The organism is Novosphingobium sp. (assembly GCF_036803765.1).
Lineage (GTDB): Bacteria > Pseudomonadota > Alphaproteobacteria > Sphingomonadales > Sphingomonadaceae > Novosphingobium.
On record NZ_DAIRTS010000019.1, the window covers coordinates 12,049 to 32,806 of the forward strand.

The 20,758-nt window shown below is 69.3% G+C and carries 14 protein-coding genes; 4 read left to right on the top strand and 10 right to left on the bottom strand.

Features of this window, described 5'->3' with window-relative positions:
• Positions 1 to 6: 6 nt before the first annotated feature.
• The 4 genes from V7Q48_RS12905 to V7Q48_RS12920 are packed head-to-tail and all read right to left on the bottom strand — an operon-like array spanning position 7 to position 4,541.
• Positions 7 to 789, bottom strand: coding sequence for an enoyl-CoA hydratase-related protein (locus V7Q48_RS12905; protein ID WP_333838626.1), 783 nt, complete (start codon positions 787 to 789; stop codon positions 7 to 9).
• Positions 786 to 1,841: an enoyl-CoA hydratase/isomerase family protein gene (locus tag V7Q48_RS12910; RefSeq protein ID WP_333838627.1), complete on the bottom strand. Its 1,056-nt coding sequence runs from the start codon at positions 1,839 to 1,841 to the stop codon at positions 786 to 788. Before V7Q48_RS12910 ends, V7Q48_RS12905 begins: the two co-directional genes overlap by 4 nt.
• Complete coding sequence (locus tag V7Q48_RS12915; RefSeq protein WP_333838628.1) at positions 1,838 to 2,983, bottom strand: acyl-CoA dehydrogenase family protein; 1,146 nt, start codon at positions 2,981 to 2,983, stop codon at positions 1,838 to 1,840. The genes V7Q48_RS12910 and V7Q48_RS12915 overlap by 4 nt, the downstream gene beginning before the upstream one ends.
• Positions 2,984 to 3,041: 58 nt before the next feature.
• Positions 3,042 to 4,541: a CoA-acylating methylmalonate-semialdehyde dehydrogenase gene (locus V7Q48_RS12920; RefSeq protein WP_333838630.1), complete on the bottom strand. Its 1,500-nt coding sequence runs from the start codon at positions 4,539 to 4,541 to the stop codon at positions 3,042 to 3,044.
• Between the two features lie 94 nt (positions 4,542 to 4,635).
• On the opposite strand from V7Q48_RS12920, the gene V7Q48_RS12925 reads away from it, so the two are divergent.
• Positions 4,636 to 5,538, top strand: coding sequence for a LysR family transcriptional regulator (locus tag V7Q48_RS12925; protein ID WP_333838631.1), 903 nt, complete (start codon positions 4,636 to 4,638; stop codon positions 5,536 to 5,538).
• Between the two features lie 85 nt (positions 5,539 to 5,623).
• Positions 5,624 to 7,747 carry a right-handed parallel beta-helix repeat-containing protein gene (locus V7Q48_RS12930; RefSeq protein WP_333838633.1) on the top strand — a complete coding sequence of 708 codons (2,124 nt, stop codon included), beginning with the start codon at positions 5,624 to 5,626 and terminating at the stop codon, positions 7,745 to 7,747.
• A 16-nt stretch (positions 7,748 to 7,763) separates the two neighbouring features.
• On the opposite strand, the gene V7Q48_RS12935 is transcribed toward V7Q48_RS12930, so the two are convergent.
• The 4 genes from V7Q48_RS12935 to V7Q48_RS12950 all read right to left on the bottom strand — a co-directional run bounded on the left by V7Q48_RS12935 (position 7,764) and on the right by V7Q48_RS12950 (position 12,779).
• Positions 7,764 to 8,528, bottom strand: a complete 765-nt coding sequence (locus tag V7Q48_RS12935; RefSeq protein ID WP_333838635.1) for a 3'(2'),5'-bisphosphate nucleotidase CysQ — start codon at positions 8,526 to 8,528, stop codon at positions 7,764 to 7,766.
• 28 nt (positions 8,529 to 8,556) lie between these two features.
• Positions 8,557 to 10,500 carry a sulfate adenylyltransferase subunit CysN gene (gene cysN, locus V7Q48_RS12940; RefSeq protein WP_333838636.1) on the bottom strand — a complete coding sequence of 648 codons (1,944 nt, stop codon included), beginning with the start codon at positions 10,498 to 10,500 and terminating at the stop codon, positions 8,557 to 8,559.
• Positions 10,500 to 11,429, bottom strand: a complete 930-nt coding sequence (gene cysD / locus V7Q48_RS12945) for a sulfate adenylyltransferase subunit CysD (protein ID WP_333838638.1) — start codon at positions 11,427 to 11,429, stop codon at positions 10,500 to 10,502. Before cysD ends, cysN begins: the two co-directional genes overlap by 1 nt.
• 147 nt (positions 11,430 to 11,576) lie before the next feature.
• On the bottom strand, positions 11,577 to 12,779 hold the full coding sequence (locus V7Q48_RS12950; protein ID WP_333838717.1) for a spinster family MFS transporter: 1,203 nt from the start codon (positions 12,777 to 12,779) through the stop codon (positions 11,577 to 11,579).
• A 179-nt stretch (positions 12,780 to 12,958) separates the two neighbouring features.
• Between V7Q48_RS12950 and V7Q48_RS12955 the strand changes: the two genes are divergently transcribed.
• Both V7Q48_RS12955 and V7Q48_RS12960 read left to right on the top strand, forming a co-directional pair.
• Entirely contained in the window at positions 12,959 to 13,660 is a 702-nt protein-coding gene (locus tag V7Q48_RS12955) for a TetR/AcrR family transcriptional regulator (protein WP_442947138.1), read from the top strand.
• Entirely contained in the window at positions 13,657 to 14,529 is an 873-nt protein-coding gene (locus tag V7Q48_RS12960; RefSeq protein WP_333838641.1) for an alpha/beta fold hydrolase, read from the top strand. Before V7Q48_RS12955 ends, V7Q48_RS12960 begins: the two co-directional genes overlap by 4 nt.
• Before the next feature lie 3 nt (positions 14,530 to 14,532).
• Here V7Q48_RS12960 and V7Q48_RS12965 read toward each other — a convergent pair whose 3' ends face one another.
• Together V7Q48_RS12965 and V7Q48_RS12970 are read right to left on the bottom strand one after the other, a co-directional pair.
• Positions 14,533 to 15,774: an NAD(P)/FAD-dependent oxidoreductase gene (locus V7Q48_RS12965; protein ID WP_333838642.1), complete on the bottom strand. Its 1,242-nt coding sequence runs from the start codon at positions 15,772 to 15,774 to the stop codon at positions 14,533 to 14,535.
• Between the two features lie 83 nt (positions 15,775 to 15,857).
• On the bottom strand, positions 15,858 to 20,600 hold the full coding sequence (locus V7Q48_RS12970) for an NAD-glutamate dehydrogenase domain-containing protein (RefSeq protein WP_333838644.1): 4,743 nt from the start codon (positions 20,598 to 20,600) through the stop codon (positions 15,858 to 15,860).
• Positions 20,601 to 20,758: the final 158 nt, after the last annotated feature.

Here is a 20,758-nt window from a genome sequence, read left to right on the forward strand (position 1 = left end):
CCACGTTCAGCGGCCCTTCCACACGGCGGGGCGCTTCTCGACGAAGGCGGCCATGCCCTCCGCCTTGTCCTCGGTTGCGGCCAGAACGTGGAATACCCGGCGTTCGAGCACGATGCCCTGGTCGAGCGTCGTCTCGAAGGCGGCGTTAACCAGTTCCTTGTTGGCGATCGCGGCGAGGGGCGGCATCGCCGCGATCGCGGCGGCGGCCTTCATCGCCTCGTCCATCAGCTCGGCAAGCGGGACGACGCGCGCCACCAGTCCGGCGCGTTCCGCCTCGGCTGCATCCATCATGCGCCCGGTCAGGCACAGGTCCATGGCCTTGGCCTTGCCCACTGCGCGCGTGAGCCGCTGCGAGCCGCCCATGCCCGGCACGACGCCCAGCTTGATCTCGGGCTGGCCGAACCGTGCGGTGTCGGCGGCGATGATGAAATCGGCCATCATCGCCACTTCGCACCCGCCACCCAGCGCGAAGCCGTTGACCGCCGCGATCCACGGCTTGCGCGTCGCCTTGACGAAGTGACTGGTCCAGCCCGCGAAAAAGTCCTCCGCGAAGAACTCGGCCGCCGGCTTGTCGGCCATCTCCTTGATGTCGGCACCCGCGGCGAAGGCCTTCTCGCCCGCGCCGGTCAGCACCGCGCAGCGCTGGGCAGGATCGGCCTCGAACGCGGCGAAGGCGGCGATCAGTTCCTCGAGCACCGTGGAGTTGAGCGCATTGAGCGCCTGCGGGCGGTTGAGCGTGACGAGCGTGACGGCGCCATGCTGTTCGACCAGGATCGTGGTGAAGCTCATAGGGGTCTCCATTCCTCGGCCGCGGGCAGCGGCGCAAAAATGCTGTCGATCAGCGCATCGGTCACGCCTTCGGGCGTGGCCGGGTTCCAGCGCGGGGCGTTGTCCTTGTCGACGATCACCGCGCGCACGCCCTCGGCAAAGTCGGGCAGGGTCAGCACGCGCGAGGCGATGCGGTATTCCATCGCCATGTTGGCGCCGAAATCCGGGCAGGCGAGGCTGTCGTGCAGCTGGCGCAGCGCGACCTTGCAGGTCTGCGGGGACTTGGTGCGCAGGCTGGCCAGGGTCTGCACCGCCCATTCGCTTTCATCCGCCGCGAGGCTGGCGAGCACGTCCTCGAGCCGGTCCGACGCAAAGTGGCGTTCGATCGCAGGCGCGACTTGGGCCAGCCGCGAGGGCGGCGGCGCTTCGGCCAGCGCGTCGAGCACCGCGTCCGGTGCCTCGCCCGCCGCGATGCGTGCCTTGGCCTGCGGCATGGCCTCGGCGCCGAGGTAATGCGTGGCAATGCCGGCCCAGAGGCAATCCGCCCCGTCGAGCCGCGCGCCCGTCAGCGCAAGGTATTGTCCGATGCGCTGCGGAAGGCGCGACAGGTGCCAGCCGCCGCCGACATCGGGAAACAGGCCGATGCCGGTCTCGGGCATGGCATAGCGGGTCTGCGCGGTGACGACGCGCAGGCGTGCCGGCTGCGCGATGCCGACGCCGCCGCCCATGGTGATCCCGTCCATGAACGCCACCACCGGTCGCGGAAAGGTGAACAGCAGGTGGTTGAGGCGGTACTCCTCGAAAAAGAAATGCCGCCCGGCCGCGCCCCCGTCCTCCAGCGCCGAACGCCGCAGCAGCGCGATGTCACCGCCGGCGCAGAAGCCACGCCCGTCGGCATGATCGAGGATCACCGCCGCGACCGCGGCATCGTCGCGCCATTCCAGCAGCGCTGCGGTCATCGTCTCGACCATGGGCAGGGTCAGGGCATGGATCGCCTTGGGCCGGTCGAGCGACAGCCACCCGGCCGCGCCCTCGCGCACCACCCGTACGTCGGCGTTCGTTTCCCCGGTCATTGGCGCAGCAGGTCCCGGCCGATGATCATGCGCATGACCTGGTTGGTGCCCTCGAGGATCGAATGCACGCGCAGATCGCGCCAGAAGCGCTCGATCGGATATTCGCGCAAATAGCCGTAGCCGCCGAACAGTTGCAGCGCCTTGTCGACGATCGCGCTGCCGCTGTCGGTCGCCAACCGCTTGGCCATCGCCGAAAAGCGGCTCTTGTCCGGGGCATTGGCATTGACCTTGGCGGCGGCCAGATACAGCAGTGCGCGCGCCGCCTCGAGGTCGGTCGCCATGTCGGCCAGCGTGAACTGTGTGTTCTGGAACTCGGCGATCGGGCTGCCGAACTGCTTGCGGTCGCGGGTATAGCCGATCGCCTCGTCGAGGCAGCGCTGCGCCCCGCCGAGCGAGCAGGCGCCGATGTTGAGCCGCCCGCCGTCGAGCCCGGCCATCGCAAAGCGGAAACCCTCGCCCTCGGCGCCGACGCGGTTGGCCACCGGCACGCGCACGCCGTCGAAGATCACCTGTGCGGTCGGGCTGGCGTTCCACCCCAGCTTGCGCTCGGGCGCGCCGAACGACAGGCCCGGCGTATCCTTCTCAACGACCAGGCAGGTGATGCCGCGGGCCTTGTCCCCGCCGGTGCGAACCATGCAGACATAGACGTCGTTGTAACCCGCGCCCGAGATGAACTGCTTGGTGCCGTCGATCACGTAATCATCGCCGTCGCGCCGCGCCGTGGTGCGCAGCGCCGCCGCGTCGGATCCCGATCCCGGCTCGGTCAGGCAATAGCTGGCGATGCGGTCCATCGAGACGAGGTCGGGCAGGAAGCGCGCCTTCAGCTCGGCCGAGCCATAGGTGTCGATCATCCATGCGGCCATGTTGTGGATCGAGATATAGGCCGAGGTGGCGGGGCAGCCGTACGCCATCGCCTCCATGATGAGCGCGGCCTCGAGCCGGCCCAGCCCGATGCCGCCCGATGCCTCGCTGACGTAGATCGCCCCGAAGCCGAGCGCGCCGGCGGCCTTCCACACGTCCACCGGGTAGTGGTTGTCCTCGTCCCACTGCGCGGCGAAGGGGGTGATGCGGTCGGCGGTGAACTTGCGCGCCATATCCTGGATCGCAAGCTGGTCGTCGGTCAGGGCGAACTGGTCGGTCATCGTCTGGTCTGCCAATCGGGGGTTTTCGCGGGGTTTCTGGCGGGTTTTATGCCGGAACTCAGGCCATCGTCGGGATGACGAAGGCATTGCTGCCGTCGCCGCCGCCATCGGGCCAGCGCGCGGTGACGGTCTTGACCTTGGTCCAGAACTTCACGCCTTCCATGCCGTGCTGGTTGGTATCGCCGAATGCCGAACGCTTCCAGCCGCCAAAGGTGTGGTAGGCGACGGGCACCGGGATCGGCACGTTGATGCCGACCATGCCGACGTTGATCCGTGCCGCAAACTCGCGCGCGGCGTGGCCGTTGCGGGTGAAGATCGCCACGCCGTTGCCGTACTGGTGGCGGCTGGGCAGGGCCAGCGCCTCCTCGAAATCGCGGGCGCGGACGATCTGCAGCACGGGGCCGAAGATCTCGTTGTGATAGCTGTCCATCTCGGGCGTGACGTGGTCGAACAGCGTCGGCCCGACGAAGAAGCCGTTCTCGTGGCCCTGCAGCGTAAAGCCGCGCCCGTCGACCACCAGCTCGGCGCCTTCCTGCGCACAGCGCGCGATCCAGCCCTCGACGCGCGCCTTGTGCTCGGCGGTGACGACCGGGCCATAATGCGCGGCCGGATCGGTCGATACGCCGACCTTGAGCGCGGCGATCGCCGGCACCAGCTTGGCGCGCAGCCGCTCAGCGGTGTCCTCGCCCACCGGCACCACCACCGGCAAGGCCATGCAGCGCTCGCCGGCCGAGCCGAAGGCCGCCCCGGCGAGGTCGTTCACCACCTGATCGAGATCGGCATCGGGCATGACGATGCCATGGTTCTTGGCCCCGCCCATCGCCTGGACGCGCTTGCCCGCGGCAACCCCGCGGCTGTAGACATACTGCGCGATATCGGACGAGCCGACGAAGCTGACCGCCGCGATGGCGGGGTGGTCGAGGATCGCGTCGACCATGTCCTTGTCGCCGTGAACCACCTGGAACAGACCCTCGGGCAGCCCGGCCTCGAGCCACAGCGCGGCGAGGCGGTTGGGCACCGAGGGGTCACGCTCGCTCGGCTTGAGAATGAAGGCATTGCCCGTCGCCAGCGCGACCGCGCCCATCCACAGCGGGATCATCGCCGGGAAGTTGAAAGGCGTGATCCCCGCGCCGATGCCCAGCGGCTGGCGCATCGAATAGACGTCGATCCCCGGCCCGGCCCCTTGGGTGTATTCGCCCTTGAGCGCGTGGGGAATGCCGGCACAGAATTCCACCACGTCGAGCCCGCGCTGGATATCGCCCCTGGCGTCGGCGACGACCTTGCCATGCTCGGCACTGAGCAGGTGCGCGAGCTCGTCCATGTTCGCCTCGACCAGCGCCTTGAACTGGAACATCACGCGGGCACGGCGCTGCGGATTGGTGGCGGCCCAGGCGGGCTGCGCGTCCTGCGCGGCGGCGACCGCGCGGTCGAGCGTGGCGGCGTCGCCCAGCACCACCTGCGCCTGCACCGCGCCGGTGTTGGGATCGTAGACGGATGCGGTGCGCGCGGCGGCGAGGCCGGCAGTGCCCCCGGCAATGACGTGGTCGATCTGGCGCACGGGCAGTTCCTCTCGGCAATTGGACTGTTTGGATCGTCATGCGCGGCACCACTGCCGCAGACAAGATGCAGTTTCGCAGCTATGACCTGCACCTATGCAGGCATTCGACTGGAGTGACCTTCAGGTCTTTCTCGCCATCGCGCGCAGTGGGCAACTCGCGCGCGCCGGAGCGGCGCTGGGCATCGACGCGACGACCGCGGGGCGGCGCCTGCGCCGCCTCGAGGCCCGGATCGGCGCCACCCTGTTCGAGCAGACGCGCGACGGGCAGGCCCTGACCGAGGCGGGTGAACGTCTGCGCGGCCATGCCGAGGCGATGGCCATGGCCGCCTCGACGATTGAAGAGGCCGGGCATGGCGAGGCCGGCCTGCCGCTCACCGGCCAGTTGCGGATCAGCGTGTCCGAAGGGTTCGGCGCCTGGTTTCTGGCCCGCCACATTCCCGATTTCGTCGCGGCGCATCCGGCGCTGACGCTCGACCTCGTCGCCAACAGCGGCTTCCTCAGCCTCGCCAAGCGCGAGGCCGACCTGGCGGTCACGCTCTCGCGCCCCACCGGTGGTCCGATGATCGCGCGCAAGCTCAGCGACTACACCCTCCGGCTCTACGCGACGCCAGGCTATCTGGCACAGGCCGGCACACCTTCCGAGGCGTCCGCACTCATGCACGGACACCGGCTAGTCGGCTACATTCCCGATCTCATCTATGCGCCCGAACTGCGCTATCTTGACGAAATCCACCCCGACCTGCCGATCGCGCTGCGCTCGTCGAGCATCAATGCGCAGCACCGCATCATCGCCGCGGGCGCCGGGATCGGGGTGCTGCCCTGTTTCATCGGCGATGCCGATACGACGCTCGTCCCCGTCCTCCCGGCAACGCGGATCACCCGGGCGTTCTGGCTGGTGACGCACCAGGATACGCACCGGCTGGCGCGGATCGACGCGGGCCGCGCCTGGATCCTCGCCGCCGTCCAGGCGCATCGGGCACGCCTGCTGCCGCTCTGACCGCACAAGGGGTGGGCGAAAAACTTGTCCGAGTTAATGTGATGCGATAGCCTCCCCCCGATTTGCATCAGGGAGAGCGCCGTCCATGTTCCTTCGTCCATCGTCCCTGCGCCTGTCGGGCGGAGGCGCAGTGCTGGCGCTTGCCATGGCCACGGTCGCTGTGCCCGCTTGGGCGCAGCCGGTCATTCCCGCGCCTGCGATTCCGGTCCTCCCGCCGCGCGCGGTGGTGACCGAGCCGAAGATCGTGATCCCCAATCCGCCCGCGCGCGAGGCGGTGGTGATCCATGTGAGTCCCGCCAAGGTGACCGGCAATGCCGACGGCGACGGGAGCGCCGAGCACCCGCTGCATTCGCTGGTCCGGGCGCAGGCGGCGGTCCGCCAAATCAATGCCGACCACGATGTCACCGTATTGCTGGCGCCAGGCACCTATAGTCTCGAGGCTCCGCTGCGCTTCGGCCGGGCGGATGGCGGCCAGAACGGCCATGTCGTGCGCTGGCAGGGTACGGCAGGGGCATGGCCCGTTGTTTCGGGTGGGCAGGAGGTGCATGGGTGGCGCCAAGTCGACGCGGCGCGCAACATCTGGTCCGCCGCAATCCCGGCCGGGATCGATAGCCGGCAATTGGTCGTCGCTGGCCGGCTGGCACCGCGCGCGTCGATCGAGATCCCGCGCGCTGCCGTCACGTTCACGCCCTGGGGCCTCGAGGTCGGCGACCCGGCCTGGCTTTTCCTCGGACAATTGCCTGCGCAAGACCGGATCGAGGTGGAAAGCACCGGCTGGTTCACGCACCGCCACGCCATGGTCGCGCGGATCGCGGGCAATCGCATCGAGATGCAGCAACCCGGCTGGCGCAACAACCTGATCGGCTACGACACCATGGCGCGCCCGGTCTCGGCCGAAGTGGCGCGGCTGTTCCTGACCGGCGCCCCGGCCTTTCTGCGCATCCCCGGCCAGTGGGCGATCGACCCGGCCGCCGGCGCGCTCTATTACATCCCGCGCGCCGGCGAGGACATGGCGACATTGCCGGTCGTGCTGCCCCGGCTCGATCACCTGCTGTCGATCAGCGGCACGATCGACGCGCCCGTCCAGGATCTGACCTTCACCGGGCTGTCGTTCCGTCACACCAGCTGGCTGCACCCGTCCGGCCCCGATGGCTACGCCAGCCAGCAAAGCGGTGCGTTCCTGTCGGGCGAGGTCGCCGGCTACCCGGCCGACCCGGTGCGCGACTGCAGCTGGGGATGCGCCGCGTTCGAGCGCATGCGCAGCCTGTGGAGCCAGCAGCCCGCCGCCGTGCAGATCGCCGCCGCGCGGCGCGTGGTGTTCGACGACGACCGCTTCTCGCAACTCGGCCAGATCGCGCTGGGCATAGGCAACGAGGCCAGCGCCAACGCCAGCGGCGCGGCGCTCGCCGCCTCCTCGATCGAGGTGACGCACAGCCTGTTCGAGGACCTGGCCGGCGGCGCGATCATGGCCGGGGGCATCGGCCCCGATGCGCATCATCCCTCGCGCCCCGGACTTGCCCTGCGCGACATCGTCATCGCCAACAACACGATCCGGCAGATCTCGCGCGACTACAAGGAGCAGACCGGCATCCTCGTGACCTACGCCTCGGGCACACTGATCCTGCACAACGCGGTGAGCGACGCGCCTTATGACGGGATCGACGTGGGCTGGGGCTGGGGCGCCAACGACCCCGGCGGCAGTCCCGAATATGCCAAGCGCCAGCGCGGCTATTACGATGCGCCGGGCAATGTGGTCTACGACACCCCGACGACGCTGCGCGACACGGTCATTTTCGGCAACCGGGTCGAGCGGGTGAAGCAGTGGTTCCCCGACGGCGGCGCGATCTACCACCTCTCCGCCGATCCGGGCGCGCTGATCGCCGAAAACTACATCGCCGACGTCACCGGCCCCGGCGCAATCGCGATCTACCTCGACGAGGGGACGCGCTACGTCACGGTGCGAGGCAACGTCATCGACCGGGTCGGCGGCCTGTGGCTCAACCTCAACAGCCAGTCCCACCTCGCCCCGCGCCGCACCGCGATGGACAACAAGGCCACCGGCAACTGGTTCAACGGCGGCCGGCAATATGGCGACTGGACCGCCTACCTCAACAACGATGCCAGCGGAAACATCGCCGTGCGCGGTGCTGCCTGGCCAGCGGAAGCCAAGGCCGTCATCGCGCGCAGCGGGCCGGAGACGCGGCGCTGAGGGCGAGGCTCCCGGCTCAGCCCGCGAGCGCCGCCAAGGTCTCCAGCACCAGCGCGGCGTGTTCGCGGCGGCAGATCAGCAGGTCGGGCATGTAGGTATCGGCGCGGTTGTAGATCAGCGGGCTGCCGTCGATGCGGCTGGCGTGGAGGTCGTGGGCGAGCGCCACGGCAACCGGCGCGCAGCTGTCCCACTCGTATTGCCCGCCCGAGTGGAGATAGATGTCGGCCTTACCGAGGATAATGCTCATCGCCTTGGCGCCGGCGCTGCCCATCGGCACGAGTTCGGCGCCGATCGCCTCCGCCACCGCAATCGCCTCACGCGCGGGGCGAGTGCGGCTAACCACCATGCGCAGCCGGTCGGGCGCGGGAGGCACGGGCCGCGGGGCGTCGCTGCGCAGGACCAGCCCTGTGCCGGCGGGACCGGCTCCCTCGCCAACCGCATCGGGAAGCGCGACGGCGCCGGTTACCGCGACGCCGTCGATCGCCAGGCCGACATGGACCGCCCAGTCGCTGCGCGCCTCGCCGTATTCGCGCGTGCCGTCGACCGGATCGACGATCCACACGCGCCGCTGATCGAGCCGCGCGGCGTTGTCCTTTTCCTCCTCGGACAGGAGGCCGTCGTCGGGCCGCTGGGCACGCAGGGCATGGCACAGGAAGGCATTGGCCGTGGCATCGCCGGCCGCGCCCAGCGCCTTGCCCTCCACCAGGGCGCTGTCGCGCACCGCCAGAAGCAGGCGTCCTGCGGCGCGCGCGAGCTGCGCGGCCAGTTCGGCATCGGTCATCACAAGCGGCCCCCCTCAGGTCACGCGGTCAGATCGTCGGCGCCCAGCCGAGCAGGTGGTTGACGATCCGCTCGGCCGCGTCCTCGGGGCGTTCGCGGGTCGTGTCCACCCTGATTTCGGGCGCCTCGGGCCGTTCGTAGGGACTGTCGATCCCGGTGAAGTTCTTGAGCTGCCCGCTGCGGGCCTTCTTGTAGAGGCCCTTCACATCGCGGCGCTCGGCATCCTCGAGCGGGGTGTCGACGAAGATCTCGATGAACTCGCCTTCGGGCAGCATGCCGCGCACCATCTCGCGCTCGGCGCGGAACGGACTGATGAACGCGGTCAGCACGATGAGGCCGGCATCGGTCATCAGCTTGGCCACCTCGCCCACGCGGCGGATGTTCTCGATGCGGTCGGCCTCGGTAAAGCCGAGATCCTTGTTCAGCCCGTGGCGCACGTTGTCGCCGTCGAGCAGGAAGGTGTGCTTGCCCACCGCGTGCAGCTGTTTCTCGACCATGTTGGCGATGGTCGACTTGCCCGAGCCCGAAAGCCCGGTGAACCACAGCAGCGCCGGCTTCTGCCGCTTGAGCGCGGCATGCGCCTCGCGCGTCACGTCCATCGCCTGCCAGTGCACGTTCTGCGCCCGGCGCAGCGCAAAGCGCAGCATGCCCGCCGCCACCGTGGCGTTGGTCATCTTGTCGATCAGGATGAACCCGCCCAGCGTGCGATTGTCGACATAGGGTTCGAACACCAGCGCGCGGTCGGCGATGAGCTGCGCCACGCCGATCGCATTGAGATCGAGCGTCTTGGCGGCCAGCTGCTCCATCGTGTTGACGTTGATGACGTATTCGGGCTGCGACACTGTCACCGACACGGTCTGCGTGCCCAGCTTGAGCCAGTAGGCCCGGCCGACCTGCAGTGGCGCGTCATTGAGCCACACCAGCGTCGCCTCGAACTGGTCGGCGGCCTCGGGCGGGTTGTCGGCCACGGCGATGACATCGCCGCGCGAGCAGTCGATCTCGTCTGTCAGGCACAGCGTCACCGACTGACCGGCCAGCGCGCTGTCCGCCTCGATGTCGCCGACGAGGATGCGCGAGACCGTGCTGGTCTTGCCCGAGGGCAGCACGCGCACGGCATCGCCGACACGCACCACGCCGGTGGCGATCAACCCGGCGAACCCGCGGAAATCGAGGTTGGGCCGGTTGACCCACTGCACCGGCAGGCGAAACGGCTTGTCGGCATCGGCCGCGGCCAGCACCTCGACCGTCTCCAGATGCTCGATCAGCGTCGGGCCGGCATACCACGGCGTATGCTCCGACCGCAGCGTGACGTTGTCGCCCTTGAAGCCCGAGATCGGCATGGCGGTGAACGCCTCGATCCCGATCGAGTGCGCGAAGGCGGTGTAATCCGCGACGATCGCGTCGAACACGTCCTGGTCGTAGCCGACGAGGTCCATCTTGTTGACCGCCAGCACGATGTTGCGAATGCCGATCTGGTGGCACAGGAAGCTGTGGCGGCGCGTCTGCGTCAGCACGCCCTTGCGCGCATCGATCAGGATCACCGCAAGGTCGGCGGTCGAGGCGCCGGTCACCATGTTGCGGGTGTACTGCTCGTGCCCGGGGCAATCGGCGACGATGAACTTGCGCTTCTCGGTGTTGAAGAAGCGATAGGCGACGTCGATGGTGATGCCCTGCTCGCGCTCAGCCGCCAGCCCGTCGACCAGCAGCGCGAAGTCGATCTCGGCACCTTGCGTGCCGACCTTGCGGCTGTCGGTCTCGAGCGCGGCAAGCTGGTCCTCGAAGATCATCTTCGAATCGTAGAGCAGCCGGCCGATCAGCGTCGACTTGCCGTCGTCCACCGACCCGCAGGTGATGAACCGCAGCATGGTCTTGTGCTGGTGCGTCTCGAGGTAGGCGTCGATGTCCTGGGCAATCAGGTCGTCGGTGACGTAAACCGGCGCGGAGACCTGCTCGGGGGCGTTCGTGACGGTCATCAGAAATACCCCTGCTGCTTCTTCACTTCCATGCCGGCGCCGCCGGCGTCCTTGTCGATCACCCGCCCCTGCCGCTCGCTGGTGGTGGTGAGCAGCGTCTCCTGGATCACCTCGGGCAGCGTCGCGGCGGTGCTTTCCACAGCGCCGGTCAGCGGGAAGCAGCCCAGCGTGCGGAAGCGGATCGAGCGCATCGTGATCTCGGGCCGCTTGCCCAGCACGCGTTCGAGCCGGTCGATGTCGTCGGCCATGAACAGCTGGCCTTCCCACTCGTAAGTCGGGCGTTCGGCCGCGAAGTAGAGCGGCACGATCGGCACGTCGTTGAGGTGGATGTACTGCCAGATGTCGAGCTCGGTCCAGTTGCTGATCGGGAAGACGCGGATGCTCTCGCCCTTGGCCTTGCGCGCATTGTAGAGGTTCCACAGCTCGGGCCGCTGGTTCTTGGGGTCCCAGCCGTGGCTGGCGGTGCGGAAGCTGAAGATGCGCTCCTTGGCGCGGCTCTTCTCCTCGTCGCGCCGCGCGCCGCCGAAGGCCGCGTCGAAGCCGTACTTGTCGAGCGCCTGCTTGAGCCCCTCGGTCTTCCACATGTCGGTGTGCAGCGCGCCGTGGTCGAACGGGTTGATGCCACGCGCGGCGGCCTCGGGATTCTGGTAGACCAGCAGTTCCATGCCGCTCTCGGCCGCCATGCGGTCGCGCAGCGCGTACATGTCCTGGAACTTCCAGGTGGTATCGACGTGGAGCAGCGGGAACGGCGGCGGCGCGGGGAAGAAGGCCTTGCGCGCCAGATGCAGCATGACCGCGCTGTCCTTGCCCACCGAATAGAGCATGACCGGATTGTCCGCCTCGGCCACCACTTCACGCATGATGTGGATCGCCTCGGCCTCGAGCCGCTGCAGGTGGGTGAGCCTGTTCTGGTCCATCGCCTTGGTCATGTCCTCGTCGCCCGCGCATCGCCGCGCTGCGCCCCTCTAGACCCCATACACGCAGCAAGGCCCGCTGCATTATGTTTGCGCGGCGAAAAGCGAGCTATCGGGAGACTTGCCCCTCCACCACGCGCTGATGGAGGGGCCAGCAGGCCTTCAGTCGACCCAGTCGCGCGCCAGAGTGCGGCCCGCGAACAGCAGCAGGACGGCGGCGAGCAGGTAGAACCCGAGCCCCGCCTCGATCGCGAGGCGCAGCGCGTCGGCGCCGTGAGTCGGGGTCAGCCAGTCGGACAGCGTGCCGATCGCCAGCGCCCCCAGCCCCACGCCGATGAGGTTGTTGATGAGCAGGAACGCCGCCGAGGCGGTGGCGCGCATCGGGGCGGCGACGAGGTGCTGGACGGCGGTAAGGATCGGGCCGAGCCAGATGTAGACCAGCGCCTGCGGCAGCAGGAACAGCCAGAACGCGAGCGACGCGGAGCCGCAGTTGAGCCCAGCTAGGAACAGGGGCACGCCGGCGAGGAACGAGAGCGCCGGCACCCGCGCATAGGCGGCGCGGCTGCGGCGGCCGAGCCAGTCGGCGAGGAAGCCGCCCGCGAGCACGCCTGCGGTCCCGCCAACCAGCAGCAATAGGCCGAAGAAGCGCGCGGTCTCGACGAGGTCCAGCCCGAACGAGCGCCGCATCAGCGAGGGCAGCCAGAAGGCGAGGCCATAGCCCATCATCGAGCACGACGCCGCGCCGAAGGCGAGCAGCCAGAACGCCGGCTTGCGCGCGAGCACGGCGATGACCGCGCCCATCGACGGCGCGGACGCGGCGTGGCCCGGCGCCCGCACGGGATCGCGGACGAGCAGGGCGAAGAGCGGGGTAAAGACCAGGCCTGCCAGCCCCACCACGAGGAAGGCCGCGCGCCAGTTCACCGCCGCGGCGACATAGCCGCCGAGCATGATCCCGGCCGCCGAGCCGAGCGGGATGCCTAGCGAATAGATGGCCAGCGCCCGCGCGCGCTGGTGTGCGGGAAAGTTGTCGGAAATAAGGGCATAGGACGGCGCGACGCCGCCCGCCTCGCCGATGCCGACGCCCAGCCGGCAGGCGAACATCGCCCAGAATCCGGTGACGAGGCCGCACAATGCGGTGAAGCCGCTCCACACAGCGAGCGAGGCGGCGATGACCGGGCTGCGGCCACGGCGATCGGCAAGCCAGGCGAGCGGCAGGCCCATCGTCGAATAGAGCAGCGCGAACGCGAAGCCGCCGAGCGCGCCGAGCTCAGTATCGCTGAGGCCAAGGTCCGCCTTGATCGGCCCGGCGAGGATGCCGAAAATCTGCCGGTCCACGAAGTTGAACGTATAGACGATCAGCAGCATCGCCAGCACGAAGACCGGATGACGCGCGCCACGGCCCGGCGCCGTTCCAAGGGTTTCGCGGGCATTCGGCATGGTTCTCTCCCCATCGGCACCCGCATGCGCTACATCTTGCGTCGCAGGCCATTGCCGGCTTAATAGTGAAAAATGAATCACGCTTCAAATTAGAACTGGCGAGAGCGATGCCTGACGCGACGATTTCCCCGGCCGTGACGTCCGAGACCCCGGCGCCCGCAAATCCTGCGCACCCCGACCCTGTGCCCCTTGGCCCTGTGCCGGGAACGAAGGTGCCCAAGACCGAACGCGGCCGGAAGACCCTGCGCGCGCTGCTCAATGCCGCGGCCGAGGAATTCGGCGAGAAGGGCTTTCACGATGCCGCGATCAGCCAGATCACCGCGCGCGCCGGCGTCGCCACGGGCAGCTTCTACGTCTATTTCGACAGCAAGGAAGCCATCTTCCAGGCCTTGGTGCGCGACCTGTCGGGCCAGGTGAAGGACTACGTCGCGCCGCGCATCGCCGCCGCGCCCGACCAGCTCGCGGCGGAACGGGCGGGCCAGCTTGCCTATCTGGAGTTCGTGCGCCAGCACAAGGAGATCTACCGGATCATCGACGAATCCGAATTCGTCGACCCGGTTGCCTATCGCGAGCACTACACCAATTCGGCCAATCGCATCGCCGCCCGGCTCGAGGCGGCGACGCTGCGCGGCGAGATCGCAGCCGGCGACAACGAAGTGCGGGCCTGGGCGATCATGGGCATGAACGTGTTCCTCGGCCTGCGCTACGGGGTGTGGGGCGACGAGCCGCCCGAGGCCGTGGTGGCCGAAGCCGGACGGCTGATCGGCCAGGGCATGGCCCCCACGCGCCCCGGCGGGGACGCGGCATGACCGCGACTTGGCAAGCGCGCCGCTGGACCGGCGCCGACGGCCTCGACCTGTTCGCGCGCGACTATGCCGCGGCGGCCGGCCCTGCCCGGCTGCCGGTGGTCTGCCTTCACGGCCTGACCCGCAATTCGCGCGATTTCGAGAGCCTGGCGCCCTGGGTCGCGGCACAGGGGCGACGCGTCCTCGCGCTCGACATGCGCGGGCGCGGCTCGTCCGCACGCGATCCGGCCGAGCAGTACGACGTGCCGACGTATGTCGACGACGTGCTGCGCCTGCTCGATGCGCTGGGCCTGGCGCGTGCGATCTTCATCGGCACCTCGATGGGCGGGCTTATCACGATCGAGCTGGCCTCGCGCGATCCGGGCCGCGTGGCCGGTGCGGTCATCAACGACATCGGGCCGCAACTGGCGCCGCGCGGGCTGGAACGCATCGCCGGCTATGTCGGGGAGCGCCCTCCCCTGCCCGACTGGAACGCCGCCACAGCTGCCGTCGCCGCGCTCAACGCCGACGTCTTTCCGCGGTATGGCGCGCAGGACTGGATCGCGATGGCCCGGCGGCTGTTCCGCGAGGAAACGCGGGCCGACGGACAGACGCATGTCGTCGCCGACTACGACCCCGCGATCGCCCGTGCGCTGTCCCGGATCGTCGCCGATCCCGACCCCTGGGCCAAGTGGAACGCGCTGGCGTCGTCCCGCCCGGTGCTGGTGCTGCGCGGCACGGCCACGGACCTGCTGGATGCCGACGTCGCCGAGGCCATGGTCGCCGGCCATCCCGACGCGACACTCGTCCCCGTCGAAGGGGTCGGCCACGCACCGATGATGGACGAGCCCGACGCGCTCAACGCCATCGCCGCTTTCCTCAAGCGGGTGTGACCGTCAGAGCATCTCCTTGAGCGGCACGCCGGCATCGGCCAGCTGCTCGGCGCTCAGCGCGGCGCGGGCCTCGACCAGCTTTTTGCCCTGGACGTAGTCCTTGACCATGTTGACGCAGTCGAGCGCGATCACCTTGCCGTTCTTGCGGTAGACCACCGAGAACGAGCGCGTGGCGGGATCACCGCGCAGCACGGCCTCGTCGTGCCCGGTGGACAGGCCCACCGTCTGCAGGCGCAGGTCGTACTGGTTCGACCAGAACCACGGCACCGCCCGGTACGGCACCGGCGCGCCGCAGATCGCCTTGGCGGCGGTGGTCGCCTGGTCATTGGCGTTCTGCACGGATTCGAGGCGGATCACCGCGCCGTCGGCAAAGTCGTTGGCATGGGCCGCGCAGTCGCCGATCGCGTAGATGTGCGGCAGCGAGGTGCGGCAGTATTCGTCGACGTCCACGCCGTTGCCCCCCGCCGCGCCCGCGGCCAGCAGCGGTCCGACCTGCGGGATGATGCCGATGCCCACGATCACGAGGTCCGCAGGCAGGACATGGCCGTCGGCAAGGCGCACGCCGGTCACCTTGGTGCCATCGCCCTCGAGGCAATCGACCATGACCTCGGTGCGCAGGTCCACGCCGTGCGCGCGGTGTTCGTCCTGGTAGAAGGTCGAGAGCGCCTCGCCCGCCACGCGCGCCAGAACGCGCGGCAAGGCTTCAAGCAAGGTGACCTGCGCGCCGAACTTGGTGAGCACGGCGGCGGCTTCGAGGCCGATGTACCCGCCACCGATCACCACTGCGCGCCGGGCCCCGGCATCGAGCTCTGCCATCAGGCGATCGGCATCGGCGCGGGTGCGCACGCCGTGGACGCCGACGAGATCGTGCCCGGCGCACGACAGGCGCCGCGCGTCGCCGCCGGTGGCCCAGATCAGGTCGCCATAGCTGATCGTCGCGCCATCCGCGGTGCGCAGGCTGCGCGCCTCGGGATCGACGGCCACGACTTCGTGGCCCAGCGCCATCTCGACCTGCTTGTCGGCCCAGAACGCGGCCGGGCGGATCATGATGCGGTCGAAGGTCTTGTCGCGCGCCAGGTATTCCTTGGACAGCGGCGGGCGTTCGTAAGGCAGTTCCGGCTCGCGCCCGATCACCAGGATAGACCCGGTAAACCCGTTCTGGCGCAGCGCGATCGCCGCCTGCGCGCCGCCGTGGCCGGCCCCCACGATCACCGCATCGGCAAAGCCGGTCTCGAACGCACCCATATCCGCCTCCTCACGCTTTGCCCGTGGATTGGCGGCAATTGGCGCGGCCCGTCAAGCGGAACCGCGCCAACTTATGCCAAGCATTAGCGCAGCAGCAGGCTACGGGCCTGGCTGGCGATCTGCGCCAGCATGGCCGGCGTCACCGTGGCGGTCGCCTGCGCGCGGGCGATCAGCGCGCGCAGCTGGCGCACCGGCTCGGCCTTGGCGGCCAGCCACGCGTGCGTCGCGTCATCGGGATTGGTGCCGCCCAGCCGGCGCAGGAATTCCATGCGCATCTGCTGGAAATCGCGCGCGAGGCCGGCCACGAGCAAGCGCTCCCACGGGTCGGACGGAACCATGCGCGCCGCGGTCTGCTGCGCCCAGTCGATGCCCAACTGCGCGCCGAGATCGGCAAAGGCGCCGGTCAGCACCACCGCGTCGACGTCGAGTTCGTCGGCCAGGTGCGCCAGCCCGATCGCCCCGTCGAGGTCGAACAGGTGAACGACGCGCTGGACGACATCGGCCGGGGTGCCGGCATCGGCCAGTTCCTGCGCCATGGCCTTGGCCTGGACTTGCGCCTCGCCGCGCAGCAGCTCGGCCGTGGTGTGCGACAGGCGCCCGACGCCGCCGCACAGGTCCTCGATCAGCTCGTTGGGCTCCAGCGTGCCGTGGCACGAGCGCAGCACGTCGGCGATGTGACCGCGCAGCCCGCGCGCCGTGCGCTCGAACAGCGACAGGCGCAGCTGCTCGGGCATCGATGCCGTATCGAGCAGGTCCCACGTCTCGCGCAGGCCCAGCAGCCGCTCTGCCGCGACGAAGGCGGCCGCGACTTGCGCCAGCGACATGCCTTCTTCTTCGGCCAGTTCAAAGGGATGGACCGGGCCGAGGCGGTTGACGATGCGGTTGGCCAGCTTGGTCGCGATGATCTCGCGGCGCAGGCGGTGGTGGACGATGTCAGTCTCGTAGGTCTCGCGCATCGCCTCGGGGAAGGCAGCGAGGAGTTCTTCCTCGAGCACAGGGTCATCGACCACCGGGCTTTCCTCCAGCGCGCGCTGGAGCACCAGCTTGGTCGAGGAGACCAGCACCGCCAGTTCGGGGCGCATCAGCCCGGCCCCGGCAGCGGCCCGGCGGGCATATTCGTCCGACCCGGCGAGGCCCTCGGTCTTGCGATCGAGATCGCCGTTCTCCTCGAGCACGTCGATCAGGCGGGTCAGCGCGGGCACGGCCTGCACCCCGCCGCGCTCGGCAATCGAGAGGCCCAGCGCCTGGAGGCGGTTGTCCTCGAGCACGAGGTGCGCGACCGCATCGGTCATGCTCGACAGCAGCGCGACGCGGCCATCCTCGTCGAGGCGCCCGGCGCGCTTGGCCGAGGCGAGCGCGATCTTGATGTTGACCTCGTTGTCCGAGCAGTCGACGCCGGCCGAATTGTCGATGAAGTCGGTGTTTACCCGGCCGCCGTGCAGCGCGAACTCGATGCGCGCGGCCTGCGTCATGCCGAGGTTGGCACCCTCGCCGATCACCCGCACGCGCACTTCGTTGGCCGAGACGCGGAACGCATCGTTGGCGGGATCGCCGACATTGACGTTGGCCTCGCTCGACGCCTTCACATAAGTGCCGATGCCGCCGAACCACAGCAGGTCGACCGGCGCCTGAAGGATCAGCGCGATCAGGGTATCGGGGTCGAGTTCCTCCATCGTGATGCCGAGTGCGGCGCGCACTTCGGGCGACAGCGGGATCGACTTGAGGCTGCGCGGGAAGACCCCGCCGCCCGCCGAGATCAGGCTCTTGTCATAGTCGTCCCAGCTCGACCGCGGCAGTGCGAACATGCGGTTGCGTTCCGCCCAGCTTGCCGCCGCGTCAGGATCGGGATCGAGGAAGATGTGGCGATGGTCGAACGCGGCAACGATCTTCAGCGCCTTGGACAGCAGCATGCCGTTGCCGAACACGTCGCCCGACATGTCGCCCACGCCGATCACGCGGACCGGGTCGTTCTGCACGTCGACGCCCAGTTCGAGGAAGTGGCGCTGGACCGAGAGCCAGGCACCCTTGGCGGTGATGCCCATGGCCTTGTGGTCGTATCCCTTCGAGCCGCCGCTGGCGAAAGCGTCGTCGAGCCAGAAGTCCCGCTCGGCGGCAATCGCATTGGCGACGTCGGAGAAGGTTGCGGTGCCCTTGTCGGCGGCGACGACGAAATAGGGATCCTCACCGTCGAGGATGACCACGCCTTCGGGATGGACCACCGCGCCATCGACGATGTTGTCGGTGATCGACAGCAGCGTGCGGATGAACACCTGGTAGCTGGCCTTGCCTTCGGCGAGCCAGCCCTCGCGCTCGCGCACCGGGTCGGGCAACTGCTTGGGATAGAAGCCGCCCTTGGCGCCGGTGGGCACGATCACCGCGTTCTTCACGCGCTGCGCCTTCATCAGGCCGAGGATTTCGGTGCGGAAGTCGTCGCGCCGGTCGGACCAGCGCAGGCCCCCGCGTGCGATCGGCCCGGCGCGCAGGTGGATGCCTTCCACGCGCGGGCTGTAGACGAAGATCTCGCGCCACGGCAGCGGCTTGGGCAGGCCCGGGACCTTGGCCGAATCGAGCTTGAACGCCACGGCCTCGGCCGCGGCCGGGGCAAAGGCATTGGTGCGCAGCACCGCCTCGACCAGCGCGCGGAACGAGCGCAGCAGGCGATCATCGTTGATCGCGGCAACACCCGCCAGCCCGGTGCGGATCGCCTCGGCGGCGCTGTCGCCGGCAGCGGCGCGGTCCCCGGCAAAGGCGGGATCGTGGCGCGCGCGGAAGAAGGCGACCAGCCCGCGCGTGACGTCCGGCGCGTTCTTGAGCGCATCGACCACGGTGGCGATGCCGAAGGTCATGCCCGCCTGGCGCAAGTAGCGATACCAGGCACGCAGCCAGTTGGCCTCGATCGCCGTCAGCCCGACCGCGACGATCAGGCGGTTGAAGGCATCGTCCTCGGCCGCACCGTTGAGCACCGCCGCCAGCGAATCCTCGATCGCGGTGGCGCGGGCGAGCAGCGCCTCAGGCGTGGTATCGACCGGGTGGGCGACCAGGAAGTCGTGGATGAAGCCGAGCTTGCCGTGATCGAGCGCGGTCGGCACTTCCTCGAGCGCGCGAAAGCCGAAGTTCTCGAGCACCGGCACGGCGTCGGACAGCACGATCGCGCCCTCGCGCTGGTAGAGCTTGAGCCGCAGGCCGGATTCACCCGGCAGGCGGTGCAGCTGCACCGCGCGGCGCGGCGCATCGTCGGCGGTCAGCGCGCGCAGCACGCGGATGTCGCTGGCAGCCTCGGCGGCGCCGTAGTCGGCGCGATAGCCGACCGGGAAGGCCGGGGCATAGCGCGCGGCGATCGCGGCGGCGCGGCTCGGCTCCTCGGTCTTGGCGAGTTCGCCCTCGACGGCGGCTTCCCAGCCGCGCACCATGGTCTGGAAGGCTTGGTCGAGCGCGGCCTCGTCGACGCCGCGGCCCTGGTCGGCCAGCGTGTCGTCGTCGCCGCGCATGTCGATCGCGAAGCGGGTAAGGGCAAGCGTGCTGCCCTCGACCTGCAGGCTCCAGTCGATCACCTGGCCGCCGGTTTCCTGCTCAAGCAGGCGGGTCACCTGGCGGCGGACCTCGGTGCTCTGCGTATCGCGCGGCTGCCACACGAAGGCATAGAGATGGCGGTCGAGCGGCGCGCGCACCAGCGCGAGACGCGGGCGCGGACGGTCGACGAGGCCCATCATCGTCGTCGCGATACGTTCCAGGTCGGCATCGGCGAACGAGATCAAGAGGTCGTGCGGCAGCGCGGTCAGGGCATGGACCAGCGCCTTGCCGGCATGGCCTGCGGGATCGAAGCCGAGCTTCGACATCAGCGCCTCGAGCTGGCTGCGCATCCGCGGCACGCGGTCGGGCGTGGCGGCGAGCGCCGAGCTGGTCCAGACGCCGGCATGGACCGAGAGGGCGACCAGCTGCCCGCCCTCGTTCACCGGCACGATGAACAGGTCGAGCGGCACGCGGCGGTGGACGCGCGCGATGCGGTTGGCCTTGACGATCAGCGGCACGCGCACGGCATCCTCGCCGCGGGCGCCGGCCTTCTCGAACCAGGCAAAGGCGCGGTCGTAGGACACGTCGGACAGCAGCGCGGCGTCGCTTGCGCGGCAGATGCCCAGCGCCTCGGTCTCGGTGCCGTCGCGGTGGCGGGTGACGTGCCCAAGCTGGGTCAGCATGCCGTCGGCGAGCCAGCGCAGCAGCGCTGCGCCTTCGAGGTCGGGCAGGCCGCGCGCGTCGTGCTGCATCAGCGCCTGCATCTGCGGCCAGTCGGCCACCGCAGCGTGGACATCGGCCAGCGTCGTATCGAGCGCGGCGGCGAGTTCGCGGCGGGCCTTGGCATCGGCGCGCTCGGTCTCGAGATAGATCATCGACTCGCGCAGTTCGCCGATCGCATCACCTTGCGGCAGATCGACCAGCGCGCCGTTGGGATCGCGCCGCACCGCGAGGACCGGGTGCAGCAGCCGCTCGATCGTGAGGCCCTGCGCGGTGATGGCCGCAGCGATCGAGTCGACGAGGAACGGCATGTCGTCGTTGATGACGGCGATGCGCAGCGCGCGCTGGCCGCCGACCGACTCGATCGCCACCGCCGGCTGCGAACCCTTGCGCAGCGCCGCGGTCGCCAGCGTGAAACGCGCCGCCTCGGCCAGGCGCTCGGCATCGAAATCGGCCGCCTCGCCGGGCAGCAGCGCCGCCTCGAGCCTGGCCGCGAGCGCGGTTACCAGCGTGTCGGAGTCAGGCCCCGATCCCGACGGGTTCGGGCTTGATGAACCTGAGCCGGATGACGGGGTCTCGGTCGTGCTCGATGCCATGGCGTTCGCTTCCTGCAATCCCGGGCTGGTCCGGTCGCGGCCGGCCCGTGTTATAGTTTTTGTGGGGTGTTATCGTTTTTGTGGGTCTGGCCCGTTTGGTAACGAATGAAACTGCCTTTGAAAACCGCTGTGCCCGATCCATCGCACCGAAAGGTTCA